We start from the raw sequence: 17,065 nt of genomic DNA on the forward strand, positions 1-17,065 counted from the left end.
CATGATTTTTTTATTGGATTCAAGATGGCCTGATCCGTGTTTTATCCATTTTTACGAGATAAAAATATATCAGGATTTGTGGTTAGGGCTCCCCAGCATTCGGATAAATTCTCCGATCCACAGGACGATGGAAGTTCCTGCCAAGATAAGGCCCCAGTCCGTCCAGCTTAGCGGAACCACGTTAAACATCTTGCCGCCGAAGGTGACAATGAGGTACTGCCCGGCCAGGATGAGCAGGGCCACCAGGCCGAAGCCTCCGATGCTGGCGCCCATGCGTGCGAAGGCGCTCCTGTGCGTATTGAATGCCTTGGCGTTGAACATGTTCCAGAACTGGAGAAGAACGAAGACGGTGAAGAACAGGGACAGTTCGTAAGGTGTCAGTGCATGTTCCGGGGATGAAAAGTCCAGGTAGCTTCCCAGATAGCCGGAGACGCTGAACTGGGTGAGGCTGGTGATGTCCGCATGCTTGAAGTACTGGAGCAGTCCAAACAGGAAGGCCACGAACAGAATGCCCACGCCCAGGATGTCCCGGCCCATGGGGCGGGTGATGATATGGTCCGTGGTTTTGCGCGGCGGGTCCCGCATCACGCGTTCGTCCGGCGGCAGGGAAGCCAGGGCCAGGGCGGCGAAGGTGTCCATGATCAGGTTCACCCACAGCATTTGCGTGACGGTGAGGGGGGATTCCGTTCCCAGAAAGGCGCCGATGAGCACGATGAGGCAGGCCGCCACGTTGATGGTCATCTGGAACACGATGAACCGCTGGATGTTCCGGTACAGGGAACGGCCCCACATGACGGCACGGGAAATGCTCATGAAGGAGTTGTCCAGAATGGTGATGGCACTGGCCTCCTTGGCGACGGTGGTGCCGTCCCCCATGGAAAGCCCCACCTGGGCGGCGTTCAGCGCAGGGGCGTCATTGGTGCCGTCCCCGGTGACGGCCACCACCTGGCCTTTCCGCTGGAGCAGCTTTACCAGGCGTTCCTTGTCCATGGGCCTGGCGCGGCACATGATTTTGAGGTCCATTACGCGGTCCAGCAATTCCCCGTCCGGCGTCCGTTCAAATTCCACACCCGTCATCAGGCGGTCCGGCGTGTCCGCTTCCGTCCACAGGCCGATCTGGCGGCCGATTTCCCGTGCGGTGCCCGGCGTGTCTCCCGTGACGATCTTGATGCTGATTCCGGCATCCATGCAGTCTTTCACGGCCTGGGGAACATCGTCCCTGACGGGGTCGGAAATGGCGGTGATGCCCAGGTAAACCAGATCGTGCCGTGCCAGTTTTCCATCCTGGAACACGGGGGCGTCATCATCCAGAATACGGTAGGCGAAGCCCAGCGTGCGCATGGCCTGGTTCTGGTAAGCCAGCAGTTGTTCCTCAATGGCGGGGCGCATGGCGGCGGCGTCCGTTTCGCCGTTCGGCGTGCGCACCGTGGCGCAGTTGCCCAGCACGATTTCCGGCGCGCCCTTCACGTACAGGACTTTTTTACCCAGCAGGGGGGAGTCCACGACGGTGGCCATGTATTTGCGTTCCGTGGAGAAGGTCAGCTGTTCCAGCACGCGAGCGTTTTCCCGCAGGTCCAGGTAGTTTACTCCCTGGCCGTGCAGCCAGAGCAGCAGGGCGCCTTCCGTCGGATTGCCCAGCGCCTTGATGTGTTCGGGATCGGCATAATCCAGGAAAGCGGTGGAATTAACGGCAATGCCTTCCCGGATCAGGTTCCCCAGTTCGTCATCTGCAGGGAGGGCGTCGCCAAGGCCGTAGAAATTCGCCTTGTACACGTTCATCTGGTTGCGCGTCAGGGTGCCCGTCTTGTCCGTGCAGATGACGGTGGCGGCCCCCATGGTCTCGCAGGCGTGCATCTTGCGCACCAGATTGTTGGCTTTCAGCATGCTTTTCATGCTGAGGGCCAGGCTCAGGGTGACGCTCATGGGCAGCCCCTCCGGCACCGTTACCACGATGACCGTGACGGCGATCATGATGGTGTTCAGGATGTAGCTGCCCGCGGCCAGCCAGTCCACCGCGCCTTCCAGACGGGTGAAGTACAGGGTAAGGCGGCCAATGATGATCAGGGCGGCAATGGCGTAGCTGGCCCAGGTAATCAGGTCCCCCAGCCGGGAAAGCTGGCGGTTCAGGGGCGTTTCCACCTTGTTGTCTATCTGGGAGCCTTCGTAAACCTTGCCGTATTCCGTCTTGTCCCCCACGGCCTTCACTTCCATGACGCCGTGGCCGTCCACCACGGTGGTTCCCTTCAGGACATGGTTGGAGGGATAGGTGGCGTCCGGCTTGAATTCGGCTTCCACCGTGGTTTTGCTGATGAGGGGTTCCCCGGTCAGCGTGGATTCGTTGACCTGGAGGGAAACGGCGTCCAGCAGAACGCCGTCCGCGGGGATTTCTTCTCCGGTGTTCAGGACGACCACGTCTCCGACCACCACGTCGCGGCGGGGAATTTCACAGATATTGCCGCCGCGGATGACCTGCACCATCGTGTCGTCGTTGACCTGGTTCAGGATTTCAAATTTTTTATTGGCACTCACCTCAAAGGCGAAGCCTACGCAGGTGGCCAGCAGAATGGCCACTAGGATGCCGACGGGTTCCAGAAAGACGCTTGCCGGTTCCGCCCCGGAGAAGAATTGGTAGCAGGCCACGCCGACGGACAGGACTAAGGCCACGAGAAGTATCTTGATGATGGGGTCGGAGAATTTTTCCAGAAACTGTTTCCACAAAGGCTCTTTTTCAGGGGGAGTCAGGATATTGACGCCGTATTTGTCACGGTTTTCCAGAACCTGCTTTTCCGTGAGTCCCTGGTAATGTGCTGTATTCTTCATGTCCGGAACGCCTATTTACCTGATTCGGTCCGGGGATGGAAGCCCATAGGGCGCTTTGAAGGAACGATGACGGGAGTTTTTGCGGCGCAGCCCCCCCATCCGGGCATATCCGGAATTGCAGACTTGACTTTGAACGTGTTCCGGCGATTCTGGTGGACCTATGTGGAACGATCTCTGCCATGGCCTTTCCATTCTTTCCGCCGCTTTTGCGATCGCCTGCCGATCGTGGGGCTTCTGGATGTCCGTGGGCGGCGTGGCGGGGCTGGCTGCGGTTTACGTGTGGTGGAGGCGGCGGATGGTGCTGTGGGCTTTTTTCCTGGCGCTCCTGTTCCCCCTGGCCGTAGTGGGGATTGTCTGCTACAAGCTGATGGACAGGGATAGTTTTTTGTGCGTGGCGCAGCCGGAGGCCAAATCCCTGGCGGGCGTGTATGCCGTGGAATCCACTCCCCGCGAGCGGTGGTTTTCCCGCCCGGCGGAGCTGAACCGTTTTTTCCAGGTCAGTTCATCCACCATCCAGCTTTATGAAGACGGAAGCTGCGAGGTTTCCTCCTTCCCTCGCCGGGAGTCCTGGGGATGGTGGATATCACAAGCGGAGAACAGGGACGACTTGTCCGTGCTGGAGGAAGATCTTGTCTCCACCTACCGGGGCACCTGGTCCCTGACGCAGAACGGGGGGTATTATGCCGTATCCATTTCCTGCCCTTCCGGTAACGGCTATACCCTTTATCTGGGCGGCGAGAATGCGCAATGCCTGGTGATGCCCGTCAATCCGTCCAATCCCATGGAGGCGGTGACGTTTGAGAAGGTAGGGCGGTGAAGGGCGGCCGGGGATGAAAAAGGGGAGCCGGTTGGGAGGAGGCTCGGCATCGCGTCCGTTTTTTCCCGTTTGACGGCTTTTTACGGACGGGAAGCGGACGCCTCTTTTAGGGGGGCAGGGGAGGAGCCTCTTGTTAAGATGACATTCCCCGTTTAATATTCGTAAGAGTTGCGGAGAATGGCGGCTTCCGTACCCGTGAATGAGGTTCGGTTTGTTTCGCCTGCCCTGCGGGTTCTGAGCCGCACACTTGGTACGGGCCATCAATATCCGGTTTCCCTGCCTTGACGGCTAAAAAAGTCTTTGCGGCGTCGCGGACAGAAATGAGTTGGCAGTTGTTCTGCGGTTCCGGATATCCGGAGGCTATTTGACTTTTCCTCCTTCATAGACGAATACCTCGAAGGGTTTCAGCGTGAAGGTGAGTTCCTTGTCAATGTCCACAGTCTTTCCGGTGAAGCCGTCCAGGGGGCGCTGGTCGTCAAAGGAGTCCTTGAAGGTGATGCCGCCCCTGACGTTGGCGGGAATGTCCAGGATGCTGCGGAGAGTGGCGGTCAGGCTTTTTTCCCGGTCGGAAGAGTTGCGGAGGGCCAGTGTGGCCTTGTCTTTGTTCCAGGCGGCCCAGCCGTAAACGGAGCCTTCCCTGCTTTCCTTGTCCCACGGGTTGCCGCCCACCCAGTGCACGTCGTCCAGCACGTCCGCATTGCGGCGTATCCACTTGATGCCTTTGGCAAGTTCGTCCCACAGCACGCCGCCATGGGCGTTCATCAGGTCGCGATCCAGATAGAGCTCCTGGAGAGAGGTTCCGCACGCCACGGCGCAGCGGAGTTCCTTTTTCACGTTTTCCGGTTCCTTGGGCATGCAGCCGGGAGGGCCGTGCCTGGTGACTATCAGTCCGTGCGTCATCATGGAGTTGATGGGCATGAGCGGAGAGCCCTGGACGAATACCTCATGCACCAGGCGGTCGCGGTAGGTGATCCATTTGTCGCGGTTGTCGCCCACGCCGATGGTGCCGAAGTCGTTTTCCTGCCTCCAGACCGAGTCTGCGTAACGGAACCAGAAGGGGGAGGCCCAGGTGCCTACGGTACAGTTGATGTACAGGTCGCCCTTCTTTTTGCGAAGCGCCTCCACCACGCGGATGATGCCTTCCGCGTCTTCCTCGTTTCCGGGGCCTTTGGCGTGGAAATGGGTGCTGATGCCGTCGAATTTGAAGTATTTCATGTTGTAGTCCTTCACCATCTGGGAGCAGCGGCCCACGAAGGCGTCGAAGTATTCCTTGTTGGAAAGCTGGAAGTTGCCGATTTTGTTGTCCGGATGCTTGACGTTCCAGTGGGCGAGGCGCTTGCCCTTGGAGGCTCCGTAGCCGCCCACCGGGCCCAGCCATGCGCCGATACCCGCCTTCTGTTTGGCGGCGGCGGCATTAACGCGCCTGAAGCCCTGGGGGAACATCTTGTGGAAGTCCCACAGGCTGTTGAATTCGTCCCAGCCGTCATCCCAGACGAAGGCGTCAATGGCCGTGCCGCTCTTCTGGAAAAATTGTTCCTGCCAGTCTTTCAGCACGGCCAGGCATTGCTCTTCCGTCATGCGTTTGGCGGGGTCGGAATCGTTGTTGCGGTTGATGTTCAGCTCATACCAGGAGTTGTAATGGATGAAGGGGCGGTAGGGCATGGCGCGCTCCCGTTCCATGTACGCGAGGAAGGACCTGCGCTGCTGCCCGGGGGCGAAGAGACCGATAACGGAGGATACGTTCCAGATTTCCCTGGGCTGGAGGGTTGTCTTGCGGCTCCAGACGCCTTGCGCCATTCGGGAGTCCGCCGGCAGGGCGTCTTCCTTCTCCGCGGTGGTTACGGGCAGGGAGAAAGTGATTTCCCCCTTGCTGGCGATCGGCTCCGTCTTTGTTTCCGCCCAGTAGCGCAACATGTAGCCGCCCCTGGCGGGAACCTTGACCTTGTAGGTATTGCTGGTGCTGGAGTCTCCCGTAGCGCCGGGATGGAAATCGGAATCAAGGACGGCTCCCTGCGCGGACAGGAGCTGCACCCCGGCGAGGTTCAGCTTGTTGTTTCCCCCGTCGCCTCCTGTGTACCGGAACGTAATCGTGAGATTGCCCTTGCCGCCGATGGAGACGGGTCCTTCCGCGGAGGCAAGATGGTCCCCGTACTGTTTTTTCAGTTCCCGGGGGATGTTGAAATTGCCCGTCCAGGAGTTTTTCACCCATTTGTCCGCTTTCCAGTCCGTGCTGCCGTCCCCGGCATTTCCCGCGTTTCCCGCGTTTCCCGCGGTATTGATGCCCATGGGTGTTTCCAGCGCGGCGAATGCCAGGTCATTGACAACGAGCGCTCCCCTGGCGTTGCCGGAAATGCGTGGTTCCCCGGCCTTCCCGCCGATGAGGTCATATTGCATGGCCACGATGTTTTTCATCTGAACGGGCTGGGTGCTCACCAGCCGCAGTTCCTGGCGCAGGTAGTGGGAATTGTCCCGCAGTACGGCGCGCCAGGAAATGCGCAGCGTGCCGTTCAGCGCCTGAAAGGTGGCCGTCAGGGCTTTGCCCGGGTAGCGTTCCGCGAGTCTGAACGCCTTGGGATCGGGCGGCAGGTTGGCAATTTTGACGTTGGACGCCTTCAATTCGGAAGATTTGATGCTCCGTCCGTCTGCCAGGTTGACGATGAACAGTTCTCCCCCCGCCTTGGCGACGGGGCCCAGTTTGGACGTGAGACCGCCAAAGGAAATGCTGCCGTTTTTATCCAGGAATTTGGCTGTCAGGATGCTGTTGGAAAGAGTATAGGCGGAGCCGGACTGTACTGCTCCGGCGGCTCCGGGAGGCGGTCCCGGGAAGACGACAGCCGCCGTGGCTGCGGACAACATGGCCGGTACGGCGGCCAGTAGAAGAATTCTGTTGAGGAATTTCATGGAGCACAATGAATGGAATTGCAGGAAATCGTAAAGTCTGACGCTGTTTCTTCAAGGAAAAACGCTCCGAATAGCTGGCGGCTTCCGGATGTTTTTCAATGCTTTCCGGATACGGGGGAAAACGGGCCTTTTTGACGCGGCATGACACGAAAGCATTGATTTTTTGTCCTACGCCCTGGGTCTAATCTGCATGTACAGGGTAGCTGATCAGATCGTTGAAATCTTGGAAAGGGCAGGCGTCAAGCGCATTTACGGCATTGTAGGGGACAGCCTGAACCCTATCACGGATGCGCTGCGGAAGAAAAAGACCATTGAATGGATCCATGTGCGGCATGAAGAGGCGGCAGCCTTTGCCGCGAGCGCGGAAGCCCAGTTGAGCGGGAACCTGGCCGTCTGCTGCGGCAGCAGCGGTCCCGGCAACCTCCATTTGATCAACGGCCTGTTTGACGCCCACAGGAGCCACGCTCCCGTGCTGGCCATCGCCTCCGACATTCCGCAGAGCCAGATAGGCCTGGAATATTTCCAGGCCACGCATCCGGAACAGCTTTTCAGGGAATGCAGTTCTTACGCTGAACTGATTTCCGAAGGGTCCCAGGCTCCCCGCATCCTGATGTCCGCCATCCAGCATGCGTGGGCCAGGCGCGACGTGGGCGTCGTCGTCCTGCCCGGAGACATCGCGGACGCTCCTGCGGAAATGGAGGACCTGGTGCATCTCCCCTCTTATACCCGTGAGCACGTCGTTCCGGAACACGAGTCCCTTTCCCTTCTGGCGCGGATGTTTGACGAGCACCGCCGCATCACCTTTTTCTGCGGCGCCGGATGCGCCGGAGCGCAGGACAAGGTTGTCCGGCTCGCCCACCGCCTGAAGGCCCCGATCGCTTACACGTGGCGCGGGAAGGATTATTTTGAGCATGACAATCCCCTGGGCATCGGGATGACGGGGCTCCTCGGCTGGGGAGACGCTTACAAGGCCATGCACGAAAGCGACATGATCGTGCTGTGGGGGACGGATTTCCCCTATTTCAATTTTATTCCCACCAAGCCGAAGATTGTGCAGATCGACAGGCGCGGGGAAGTTCTGGGACGCCGCTCCCGCCTGGACCTGGGCATTTGCGGGGACGTATCCGTTACGGCGGAAGCGCTGCTGAACATGGTTCAGGAGAAAACGGATTCAGAGCATCTGGAGGCCTCCCTGAAGCGCCACGCCAAGGACGTAAAGGACATGAACGCGTACATGGAAGGCAACGACAAGGAGTCTCCCATCCGTCCGGAGCAGCTCACCACCGCCCTGAACAAGTATGCCGCTTCCGACGCCGTGTTTACGGTGGATACGGGCACCCCGTGCATCTGGAGCGCCCGCTTCCTTTGCGCGACGATGGGCCGGAGCATGATTGCCTCCTTCAACCACGGTTCCATGGCCAACGCCATGCCGATGGCCATGGGCGCGCAGAAGGAATATCCGGACCGCCAAGTGATTGCCCTCTGCGGGGACGGCGGCCTGTCCATGCTGCTGGGGGATCTCATCACGATCGCACAGTACAAGCTGCCGGTCAAAATCGTGGTGTATAACAATGGCTGCCTGGATTTCATCCAGCTGGAAATGCAGGCCGCGGGCCTGATTCCGTGGCAAATCGACCTGCACAACCCGTCTTTTTCCGCCGTGGCGGACGCCGTGGGCATCAAGGGGTTCCTGCTGGACAAGTCCAGCCAGGTGGACCAGATGGTACAGACGTTCCTGAATTATCCGGGGCCGGCCCTGCTGGACGCCCATGTGGACCGGGATGCCCTGGCTCTCCCGCCCTATATCAGCGTGGGACAGGCCGCGGATTTCTCCCTTTCCATGATGAAGCAGACTTTCACCGGAGAGATCAAGCAGGTCTGGAATACGCTGGCGGGCAACAGGAAGCTGTTCAAGCCGTGATGTGCTGCGGACAATGGGCAGATGCCGGAGATTAAAGATGAAGTTGTTTTTCCTGTCTTTAATCCTTTGTCCTGGGTCACTCCATTGAAAGGGCTTTTTTCAGCGCTTCCGTCACCATTTTCGGGTTGGCCTTGCCCCTGGCGGTTTTCATGACCTGGCCGGTGAGCCAGTTGAGGAGCTTGTCGTTGCCGCCCAGGATTTCCTGAACCTTGTCCGGGTTGGCGGCGATGACTTCCGCCACGATGCCGTCCAGGAAGGAGGAGTCCGCCTTTTCAAAGCCGAGCAGTTTGGCGGCTTCCGCCGCGGAGAGGGCCGGCTCCTCCCACATTTTGTTGAAGACTTCCCGGGCCTGGTTATTGGAGACCGTGCCGTCGTCAATGATGGCGATCAGCCCGCGGATGGCTTCCGGTTTCACCGGACATTCGGACGGGCGCATGCCTTTTTCGTTCAGGACGGAGGAAATGTTGTTGATTACCCAGTTGGCCACTTTCTTGCCGCTGGCGGCTCCCTGCGCGGCTTCTTCAAAGAAGCGGGCCAGCTCCAGGTCTCCTACCAGCACGTTGGCGTCGTATTCGCTCAGGCCGTATTCTTCCATGAAGCGTTTCTGCCGCTCCTGCGGGAGTTCCGGAATCATGCCGCGCACCTTGTCCAGAAGCGGGTCCGTGCGCACGGGCACCAGGTCAGGGCAGGGGAAGTAGCGGTAGTCGTGCGCGTCTTCCTTCGTGCGCATCACGGAGCTTTCCCCCCGTTCGTCGTCCCAGCGGCGCGTGGACTGAACCTGGGGAATGCCCATGTCCAGTTCTTCCGCCTGGCGCCGGATTTCGTAATGCAGGGCGCGGCGCACCGCGGACATGGAGTTGAGGTTTTTCATTTCCACCTTGGCGCCCAGCTCCTTCTGGCCTTTTGGCCGCAGGGAGATGTTCACGTCGCAACGCATCTGGCCCTTTTCCATGTCGGCGTCGGAAATGTCGCCGTAGTTCAGGATTTGCTGAAGGGATTTGAGGTAGGCGTAAGCTTCTTCAGGAGTGTCGATGTCCGGGTCGGAGACGATTTCCATCAGCGCGGACCCGGCGCGGTTGTAGTCGATCAGGGAATAGGTGGCGTGGTGGGTGATTTTGGCGGCGTCTTCCTCCAGATGGATGCGCGTAAGCTTGACCGTGCGGAACGGGGGCACTCCGGCCTTGATTACGTCGTTGGGATAGGACCACGGGTACAGAGGCACTTCGCCGCCCAGGCACAGGGGCAGGTCAAGCTGGGAGGTCTGGTAGTTCTTCGCCATGTCCGGATAGAAATAGTTTTTGCGGTCCCACTGGGATATTTCCGGGCTGGAGCAGCCCAGCATCAGCCCGGTCAGCAGGGTGCGTTCAATCGCGAATTCGTTCAGGACAGGCAGGGCGCCGGGCAATCCCAGGCAGGTGGGGCAGACACGCGTATTGGGTTCAAAGCCAAAGCCGGTCTCGCAGGAGCAGAACATTTTGCTCTTTGTCTTGATCTGGCAGTGGACTTCCAGGCCAATGGTCACGATGTAATCTGAAATTGCCATAAAATTCGGAACGCTTGAGTATCGCGGAAACTGTACGGGACCGTCTCCGGCCTGTCCAGTAAAAAGCCCTTTCCGCCGGGCGCAGGCGGGAGGGTGCGGAGTCAGGGATAAAGCGGACGACAAAGAGCCGGGCGAATGGACCGGGAATTGTCCGGGAACCGTTGTTGCGGCCTCCGGGAACGACCGTTTGAGTTTTTTCCTTCCCGGTATCTGCCGGCATTCATTTTTTCCGCCGGGAAAGAAGCGTGTTTGAGCAAATCCGGTACAGGGAAGGGCCGGGCATCCTTTCCATGCCCTTAACCCTTAGATTTGGGAAGGAGCCTTCTTTTTGCCGCGGGCGCATGCCGTCTCCCCCTCGGCCCCGATGCCTGAGCCGCTTTTCAGATTTGCGCGGAAAGGGTGCCTTCCTTTTCTCGCCGTACGGGCATGGGGACCGGCTGTCACCCGGGCGGCCAGTTTCCGGCTTTTGTTTTTTGCGGCGCTTTCCGGGGCGCCCCTTTCTTCGTTCTGGACGTTCAGTCCTGTAAAATGCCCAGTTCCTTGAGCTGCTGGATGGGGCGTTCCGGCCAGAGCTTGTTGGCGACGGGGCTGGCGGGGCTCGGATGGAGCAGGGTGCCGATGGTGAACGATTTGTCCGGCAGGAGCGCGGCGGCAGCTCGGAGCTTTTGCGTGGCGTACGCCCCCACGCCCACGAGGGTATGCGGATTCAGGATGGTGATGAGGGCTACCAGATGCCGCATGCACACGGCGTCCACAGCGGCGCGCTGTTCTGCGGGCAGCTTGTCCGGAGTGATGTTGGCGCCTGTGGCGCTCATCCAAACAAGGGGGCAATAGTTGGCCACGTAGTTGTGGCGGAAGAAGTTTTCCGCCGTGCCGAAGGTTTCCGCAAACAGTCCCCACAGGCGGCGGCCGCTCACTTCCGAACGCGGGCAGTCAAACCCCTCCACGGGGCGTTTGGGGTGGGTGTGTTCCGGCCTGCCCACTTCTTCGCGGATGTGCATCCAGTTGACGACGGCGTCCACTTCTCCGAAGGGTACGCCCGTTTGGGCCATGCCGAAGGGGCCGGGATTCATGCCCAGGAAAAGATGCCTTTTTTCACCGTTTCCGTATTTCAGGACGTATTGTTCGTGCGGAGCCCATGCGTAGGAAAGCGGATTGTAGGTGAAGTGTACTGGCTCCCCGAACCGGAGCCGGGCTGTTCCGTCCCGGAGGTCGGCCGTGGCGTTCAGAATGGCGGATGCGGTGGCGTTCATGCCTCCTTATCATGGGGCCTTTTCGTTTATTGCGCCAGCAAAAACTCCGCGCTTGCATTATTTGTCCGGCACGGTAACATTTCCCCCCGGACAAGTTAACCTTATTACTTATGAGTGGAATAGCCATTATGACATCGGGCGGTGACGCCGCCGGCATGAATCCGGCGATCAAGTCTGCCGTGGATCATGCCCGCCAGCTTGGAATGAATCCCTACGTTGTCTATGACGGTCTGGAAGGGCTGATCGATGGAAAGATCAAGGAGGCTACCCGGGAACTGACCAGTGACATGATTTACCGTGGCGGAACTCTCCTCCGCTCCTCCCGCTCCAAGCGCTTTTTCGACTACGAATTCCGCAAGCAGGCCTACGAACATCTGAAGGCGCGCGACATCAACAAGCTCATCATTATGGGCGGCGACGGCTCCTTCCGCGCCCTGAACGACTTTTTCAACGATTTTGAAGTGCCCTTCGCCGGCATTCCGGCCACGATCGACAACGACATCGCCGGGACGGACTACTGCCTGGGCGTGGATACGGCCCAGAACGTCATTCTGGACTGCATCGATTCCGTGCGCGATACCGCCCGCTCCCATCACCGTGCGTTCGTGATTGAGACCATGGGCCGAGATTGCGGCTACCTGGCGATGACCACCGCCCTGTGCAGCGCGGCGGACATTTGTATCGTCCCCGAAATTCCCTACGATCTGGAATCCATTTACAAGCGCCTCCAGCCCGCCATCAACGAGGAAGGGAGCTGCATCATCGCCGTGGTGGCGGAAGGCACCCGCGTGGCCCAGTACCTCACCCGCTGGCTGACGGAACGCGCCGGCATGGATACCCGCCTGACCGTTCTGGGCCATGTACAGCGCGGCGGCTCTCCTTCCGCCCGCGACCGCCTGATGGGCACCCGCTTTGCCACGCGCGCCGTGGAAGCCCTGCACAAGGGGGACATCAACCAGATCATGGTGTACCACGACGGACAGTACGGCTATGCCTCCCTGGATGCCGTGGCCGGCCAGCAGTATTCCGTCAATCCGGACATCATCAACCTTTGCCGCGAACTGAGCTGCTGATTCGTTCCGCGCCGGACGCATCTTTTTTCCGCCCATGCGCTTCTTTCTGGAAGCATGGGCGGATTTGTTTTGAAAAGCCGCATCCGTCCTAGTATCATAAAAGCGGAAATTTTCCTGAAAACAGTATGATGAGAGTTATCGTTACGGGCGGAGCCGGATTCATCGGCTCCAATCTGGTCAGGCTGCTGCTGGAGCGCGGCTGTGAAGTCCTGAACATTGACGCCCTGACTTATGCGGGCAACATTCATTCCCTGGATGACGTGGCAGACCTGCCCGCGTACCGTTTTCTGCATGCGGACGTGCGGGATGCCGAACTGATGCGGCGCACCATGAAGGAGTATTCCCCGGACTGGGTGATGCACCTGGCGGCGGAATCCCATGTGGACCGCTCCATTGACGATCCGGGCGATTTCATTACCACGAACGTGATGGGGACTTTTTCCATGCTTCAGGCCTCCCTGGATTACTACCGCTCCCTGGAGGGGGAAAGGAAGCAGCGTTTCCGCTTCCATCACATTTCCACCGACGAAGTGTACGGTACTTTGGGCCGGGACGGCCTGTTTACGGAAGCCACGCCGTACAGCCCCCATTCCCCGTATTCCTCCAGCAAGGCGGCCAGCGACCATCTGGTGCGCGCCTGGCACGATACGTACGGCCTGCCCGTACTGGTCACGAACTGCTCCAATAATTACGGCCCCTACCAGTTTCCCGAGAAGCTGATTCCCGTGGTGATCCTGAAGGCCCTGGCCGGGGAGCCCATCCCCGTGTACGGCAAGGGGGAGAACGTGCGGGACTGGCTGTATGTGCTGGACCATTGCGAAGCGCTGTTCACCGTTGTTTCTTCCGGGAAACCCGGGGAAACGTACAATATAGGCGGCAATAACGAAAAAACGAATCTGGAACTGGTGGAGCTGCTGTGCTCCCATCTGGACGAATTGCGGCCGCGCGCGGACGGCGGAAGCTACCGGGACCAGATTACGTTTGTCCGGGACAGGCCGGGGCATGACCTGCGCTACGCGATCGACGCTTCCAAGATACGCCGGGAGCTGGGCTGGGAGCCCAAGCAGGACCATTCCTCCGGATTCAGGAAGACCATCGAATGGTATTTGACCCATGAAGAGTGGTGGCGGCGCATCCTTTCCGGGGACTACCGTTTGGAGCGTTTGGGTATTAATGGATAGGAGATTGATATGAAAGGTATTGTTCTGGCCGGAGGGAGCGGCACCCGCCTGCATCCCGTGACGCTTTCCGTCAGCAAGCAGCTGCTGCCCATTTACGACAAGCCGATGGTGTATTATCCCATTTCCGTGCTGATGCTGGCCGGAATACGGGAGATTCTCGTCATTTCCTCCCCGGAGGCCTTGCCGCTGTACCGCGAGCTGCTGGGTGACGGAAGCAGGTTCGGCGTGACTTTCGATTTCAAGGTCCAACCCAGGCCGGAAGGGCTGGCCCAGGCGTTTACCATTGGGAAGGAGTTCATCGGCGGAGATTCGGTGGCCCTGGTGCTGGGGGACAATATTTTTTACGGCCGCGGCCTGACGGAGAAGTTGAGAAGGGCCGCCGCCCTGGAAAGCGGGGCAACCGTTTTCGGCTACCAGGTGCATGATCCGCAGCGTTTCGGCGTGGTGGAGTTTGACGAGGAGGGAAAGGCGGTCTCCATTGAGGAAAAGCCCGCCAATCCTAAGTCGGACATGGCCGTGACGGGGCTGTATTTTTACGACAACCAGGTGGTGGACATCGCCGGGCAGATTCCCAAATCCGCCCGCGGGGAACTGGAAATCACGTCCGTGAACCAGGAGTACCTGAAGCAGGGGCTGCTGCGCGTGGAAAAACTGGCCCGCGGCTATACCTGGCTGGATACCGGAACGCATGATACGCTGTTGGAGGCGTCCATGTTTGTCCGCACGCTGGAACACCACCAGGGGTTCAAGGTGGCGTGCCTGGAAGAAATCGCCTTCAACAACGGCTGGATTTCCGCGGAAGTTCTGCAGAAACAGGCGGAAACCATGCGCAACAACAGCTACGGCCAGTATCTGCTGGATTTGCTTCCTTGAGAGAAGAAGGGGATTTCCTTCCTTCTCCGCGAATTCCATGCTCCGGCCAGAGAGAAGCCGGGGGAGGGATGCCACCCCATTTGGAGATTCCCGCCGTCAGGGAAAGTGGATAGTCTTATGGCGGCCCGGTCTGTGTTGCTTCCCCCGGAATTCCAGGGAGCATCCTTTATTCTGCCTGAGATCTGCGGCAGCTTGTTCCAGTGTGGAGGGTGTGCAACCCGTCAAAGGAATCCGGAACGGGAATGGGATGTCGTGCGCCGGCGGCGGCTGCGACAGCGTGGAAAGTACATGCCTGGAACATTTTTCCCGGTCTCTTTTAACGGCTGTTCCGGCTGATTCACTTTTCTTCTTCAGGAAAGCGGGGATCGTTCTTTTCAGGCATGGAGACGATCCGGGGCACGCGACGGAACAATGCCCACGCCAGAAGGACGGAAAAAAGGCACAGGGCCAGTTCCAGCGCGCAGGAGAGCGCCATGAGTATTTCCGGCAGGAACTGCGTAGGCTTGGCCGCCAGGTTCATCCAGAGTGACATGGCCAGAACGATCAGGGCTCCTTGGAGGGCATAGCATGCCGCGAGAACGGCCCAGGCCAGGAAACGCTTCCTCCAGGCGGCCGGATAGCCTTTTATGTACGGCAGGGAAAAAAAGGCGGTGGCGGCTGCCAGCAGGAATGTTGTTTCCAGAACCGTGTCTGCCGCCATGAGCCTGACGGCGGCAGGGCTGGCGGAGAGAAGAAGGAGGGCTGCATACAGGGCGGGGAAAACCATCAGGAAACTCAGTGTGCGGGTGACATAGCTGCCGCGCGATGCCAGCAGGGCGCGGGCGCCCCACGCAACAAGCACGGACAGGGAAATGATGGTGACAATTTCCGCCAGGAGCGCCGCGGGCACGCTCCATGCCGCGCTGTCCGGGAGATGAAAGAGTACGGGCATCAGCAGATGGTGCAGGACGGTCAGGACGATTCCGGCGCAGAACGCAAGCGCGCAGATGCGGACGGCCTGCCTGACGCCCGGATAAATCATCCAGTCTTCGGGGCGGGGGGAAGGGGAGTCGTTCGGCATGGCAGCGGCGGAGTCATGAAAAAGGGCCGCTTCCGGCGAGGAAGCGGCCCTGCAAGTTTAACGCGGAGACGCGAATGGTCAATGCGGATCAGGCGGAAAAGTCGGCGTTTCTCATGTCGCCGGTTTCCTGGAACTTGGTGTGCATTTCAAAGGCTTTGGCCAGGCAGTGGGGCGTATGGCCCTGGGGCGTGAGCGCGATGTACTGGCGCAGTTTTTCCTGATAGTCCGGATGGACGCACTTGGTGATGATTTCCTCCGCGCGGTCGCGGGGGCATTTGCCGCGCAGGTCGGCCACACCGTATTCCGTGACAATGATGTCCACGTCGTGTTCCGTGTGGTCGTGGTGGGAAACCATCGGCACGATGGAGGAGATGGCTCCGCCCTTGGCCGTGGAGGGGCAGGTGAAGATGGTGAGGTAGCCGTTGCGGGCGAAGTCCCCGGAACCGCCGATGCCGTTCATCATTTGCTTGCCAAAGAAGTGCGTGGAGTTCACCTGGCCGAAGAGGTCCACTTCAATGGCCGTGTTGATGCAGATGAGGCCCAGGCGGCGCACGATTTCAGCGTTGTTGGAGATTTCCTGCGGGCGCAGAATCACCTTGGATTTGTAGAAGTCCAGATCCTTGTACATTTCCGCCAGCATGGCGTCGGAGACGGTCAGGGAACAGCCGCCAGCGAAGGTGCAGCGTCCTTCCTTCATCAGCGTGATGACGGAGTCCTGAATTACTTCCGTGTACATCTGGAAGTTCGGAATTTTCTTGTTGCGGCCCAGGGCGCCCAGGACGGCGTTGGCAATGTTGCCTACGCCGGACTGGATAGGCAGGAAGGAGGCGGGAATACGCCCGGCTTCCAGTTCTTCTTCCAGGAATTTGGCGACGTTTTCCCCGATTTTGTCCGTGATGGGGTCTCCGGGCTTGAAGGCGCCGATGCCGTCCGGTTCATTGGTGCGGACGATGCCGACGACCTTGGAGGGGTCGATTTTCCAGGTCAGGGAACCGACGCGTTCGGAAGGCTTGGTGAGGGGGATGGGCTGGCGGTTGGGCGGGTCCAGCGGCATCATCAGGTCGTGCATGCCCTTGAGTTCCTTCGGATGGTAGGCGTTCACCTCCACGATGATACGTTCCGCGAGCTCGCAGTAGGTGGGGGTGTTGCCCGCACCGGTGGTCAGCGTGATTTCCCCTTCCGGAGTGATGTCCGCCACTTCAATGATGGCGGTTTTTACGGCGGGGATGTGGCCGTAGCGCATGTACATGGCCGTATGGGACAGGTGCATGTCGTTGTAGCGGGTGCGGCCGCTGTTGATGTTTTTGCGCAGGGCGGGGGAGGACTGGTAGGGCGTGCGGCAGTCCACGGCGTCCGCTTCCGCCAGGGCGCCGTCCGCGGAGGCGCTGGTGGAGGCTCCCGTAAAGATGTTTACCTTGAAGGGACGGCCCGCTTCATGTTCCGCGATTGCCCTGGCGGCAATGGCGCGGGGGACCGCCTTGGGTACTCCGGCGGCGGTGAAACCGCTGAAGCCGATATTTTCACCATGTTCAATGAGAGCTGCTGCTTCTTCTGGTGTCAATTCCTTGTAACTCATGTCAGTTGATTTTTGTTGAATGAAAATGAAAGAATCCTCCGTATTTA

11 protein-coding genes are annotated in these 17,065 nt (G+C 59.4%); 5 read left to right on the forward strand and 6 right to left on the reverse strand.

Annotated elements, in window-relative coordinates:
- Positions 1-69: 69 nt before the first annotated feature.
- Complete coding sequence (locus OQH67_RS08675; protein ID WP_215436874.1) at positions 70-2,820, reverse strand: calcium-translocating P-type ATPase, PMCA-type; 2,751 nt, start codon at positions 2,818-2,820, stop codon at positions 70-72.
- Positions 2,821-2,980: 160 nt separating this feature from the next.
- Between OQH67_RS08675 and OQH67_RS08680 the strand changes: the two genes are divergently transcribed.
- Positions 2,981-3,637 (forward strand): hypothetical protein, encoded by a 657-nt coding sequence (locus OQH67_RS08680; RefSeq protein WP_215436877.1) that lies wholly within the window; start codon positions 2,981-2,983, stop codon positions 3,635-3,637.
- 360 nt (positions 3,638-3,997) lie between these two features.
- Here OQH67_RS08680 and OQH67_RS08685 read toward each other — a convergent pair whose 3' ends face one another.
- On the reverse strand, positions 3,998-6,538 hold the full coding sequence (locus OQH67_RS08685) for an alpha-amylase family protein (RefSeq protein ID WP_215436880.1): 2,541 nt from the start codon (positions 6,536-6,538) through the stop codon (positions 3,998-4,000).
- A 190-nt stretch (positions 6,539-6,728) separates the two neighbouring features.
- On the opposite strand from OQH67_RS08685, the gene OQH67_RS08690 reads away from it, so the two are divergent.
- Complete coding sequence (locus OQH67_RS08690) at positions 6,729-8,459, forward strand: thiamine pyrophosphate-dependent enzyme (RefSeq protein ID WP_215436884.1); 1,731 nt, start codon at positions 6,729-6,731, stop codon at positions 8,457-8,459.
- A 76-nt stretch (positions 8,460-8,535) separates the two neighbouring features.
- Here OQH67_RS08690 and gatB read toward each other — a convergent pair whose 3' ends face one another.
- Both gatB and OQH67_RS08700 read right to left on the reverse strand, forming a co-directional pair.
- Positions 8,536-10,002, reverse strand: a complete 1,467-nt coding sequence (gatB, locus tag OQH67_RS08695) for an Asp-tRNA(Asn)/Glu-tRNA(Gln) amidotransferase subunit GatB (RefSeq protein WP_215436887.1) — start codon at positions 10,000-10,002, stop codon at positions 8,536-8,538.
- Between the two features lie 515 nt (positions 10,003-10,517).
- Positions 10,518-11,255: a uracil-DNA glycosylase family protein gene (locus tag OQH67_RS08700; RefSeq protein ID WP_067569008.1), complete on the reverse strand. Its 738-nt coding sequence runs from the start codon at positions 11,253-11,255 to the stop codon at positions 10,518-10,520.
- Positions 11,256-11,383: 128 nt separating this feature from the next.
- On the opposite strand from OQH67_RS08700, the gene OQH67_RS08705 reads away from it, so the two are divergent.
- The 3 genes from OQH67_RS08705 to rfbA all read left to right on the forward strand — a co-directional run bounded on the left by OQH67_RS08705 (position 11,384) and on the right by rfbA (position 14,382).
- Positions 11,384-12,328 carry a 6-phosphofructokinase gene (locus tag OQH67_RS08705; protein WP_231863839.1) on the forward strand — a complete coding sequence of 315 codons (945 nt, stop codon included), beginning with the start codon at positions 11,384-11,386 and terminating at the stop codon, positions 12,326-12,328.
- Positions 12,329-12,456: 128 nt separating this feature from the next.
- Positions 12,457-13,509, forward strand: coding sequence for a dTDP-glucose 4,6-dehydratase (rfbB, locus tag OQH67_RS08710; RefSeq protein WP_343195913.1), 1,053 nt, complete (start codon positions 12,457-12,459; stop codon positions 13,507-13,509).
- Between the two features lie 9 nt (positions 13,510-13,518).
- Positions 13,519-14,382 carry a glucose-1-phosphate thymidylyltransferase RfbA gene (gene rfbA, locus OQH67_RS08715; RefSeq protein ID WP_215436893.1) on the forward strand — a complete coding sequence of 288 codons (864 nt, stop codon included), beginning with the start codon at positions 13,519-13,521 and terminating at the stop codon, positions 14,380-14,382.
- 337 nt (positions 14,383-14,719) lie between these two features.
- Here rfbA and OQH67_RS08720 read toward each other — a convergent pair whose 3' ends face one another.
- A complete protein-coding gene (locus tag OQH67_RS08720; protein WP_215436896.1) occupies positions 14,720-15,442 on the reverse strand; it encodes a hypothetical protein in 723 nt (240 codons plus the stop codon).
- 88 nt (positions 15,443-15,530) lie between these two features.
- Positions 15,531-17,018, reverse strand: coding sequence for a butyryl-CoA:acetate CoA transferase (locus tag OQH67_RS08725; protein WP_215436899.1), 1,488 nt, complete (start codon positions 17,016-17,018; stop codon positions 15,531-15,533).
- Positions 17,019-17,065: the final 47 nt, after the last annotated feature.

The organism is Akkermansia biwaensis, assembly GCF_026072915.1.
Taxonomy (GTDB): domain Bacteria; phylum Verrucomicrobiota; class Verrucomicrobiia; order Verrucomicrobiales; family Akkermansiaceae; genus Akkermansia; species Akkermansia biwaensis.

What these genes read in the sequence shown, in the direction of transcription:
- OQH67_RS08675 (WP_215436874.1), bottom strand. Translation starts at nt 2,820, where the DNA reads ATGAAGAATACAGCACATTACCAGGGACTCACGGAAAAGCAGGTTCTG.
- OQH67_RS08680 (WP_215436877.1), top strand. Translation starts at nt 2,981, where the DNA reads ATGTGGAACGATCTCTGCCATGGCCTTTCCATTCTTTCCGCCGCTTTT.
- OQH67_RS08685 (WP_215436880.1), bottom strand. Translation starts at nt 6,538, where the DNA reads ATGAAATTCCTCAACAGAATTCTTCTACTGGCCGCCGTACCGGCCATG.
- OQH67_RS08690 (WP_215436884.1), top strand. Translation starts at nt 6,729, where the DNA reads ATGTACAGGGTAGCTGATCAGATCGTTGAAATCTTGGAAAGGGCAGGC.
- gatB (WP_215436887.1), bottom strand. Translation starts at nt 10,002, where the DNA reads ATGGCAATTTCAGATTACATCGTGACCATTGGCCTGGAAGTCCACTGC.
- OQH67_RS08700 (WP_067569008.1), bottom strand. Translation starts at nt 11,255, where the DNA reads ATGAACGCCACCGCATCCGCCATTCTGAACGCCACGGCCGACCTCCGG.
- OQH67_RS08705 (WP_231863839.1), top strand. Translation starts at nt 11,384, where the DNA reads ATGACATCGGGCGGTGACGCCGCCGGCATGAATCCGGCGATCAAGTCT.
- rfbB (WP_343195913.1), top strand. Translation starts at nt 12,457, where the DNA reads ATGAGAGTTATCGTTACGGGCGGAGCCGGATTCATCGGCTCCAATCTG.
- rfbA (WP_215436893.1), top strand. Translation starts at nt 13,519, where the DNA reads ATGAAAGGTATTGTTCTGGCCGGAGGGAGCGGCACCCGCCTGCATCCC.
- OQH67_RS08720 (WP_215436896.1), bottom strand. Translation starts at nt 15,442, where the DNA reads ATGCCGAACGACTCCCCTTCCCCCCGCCCCGAAGACTGGATGATTTAT.
- OQH67_RS08725 (WP_215436899.1), bottom strand. Translation starts at nt 17,018, where the DNA reads ATGAGTTACAAGGAATTGACACCAGAAGAAGCAGCAGCTCTCATTGAA.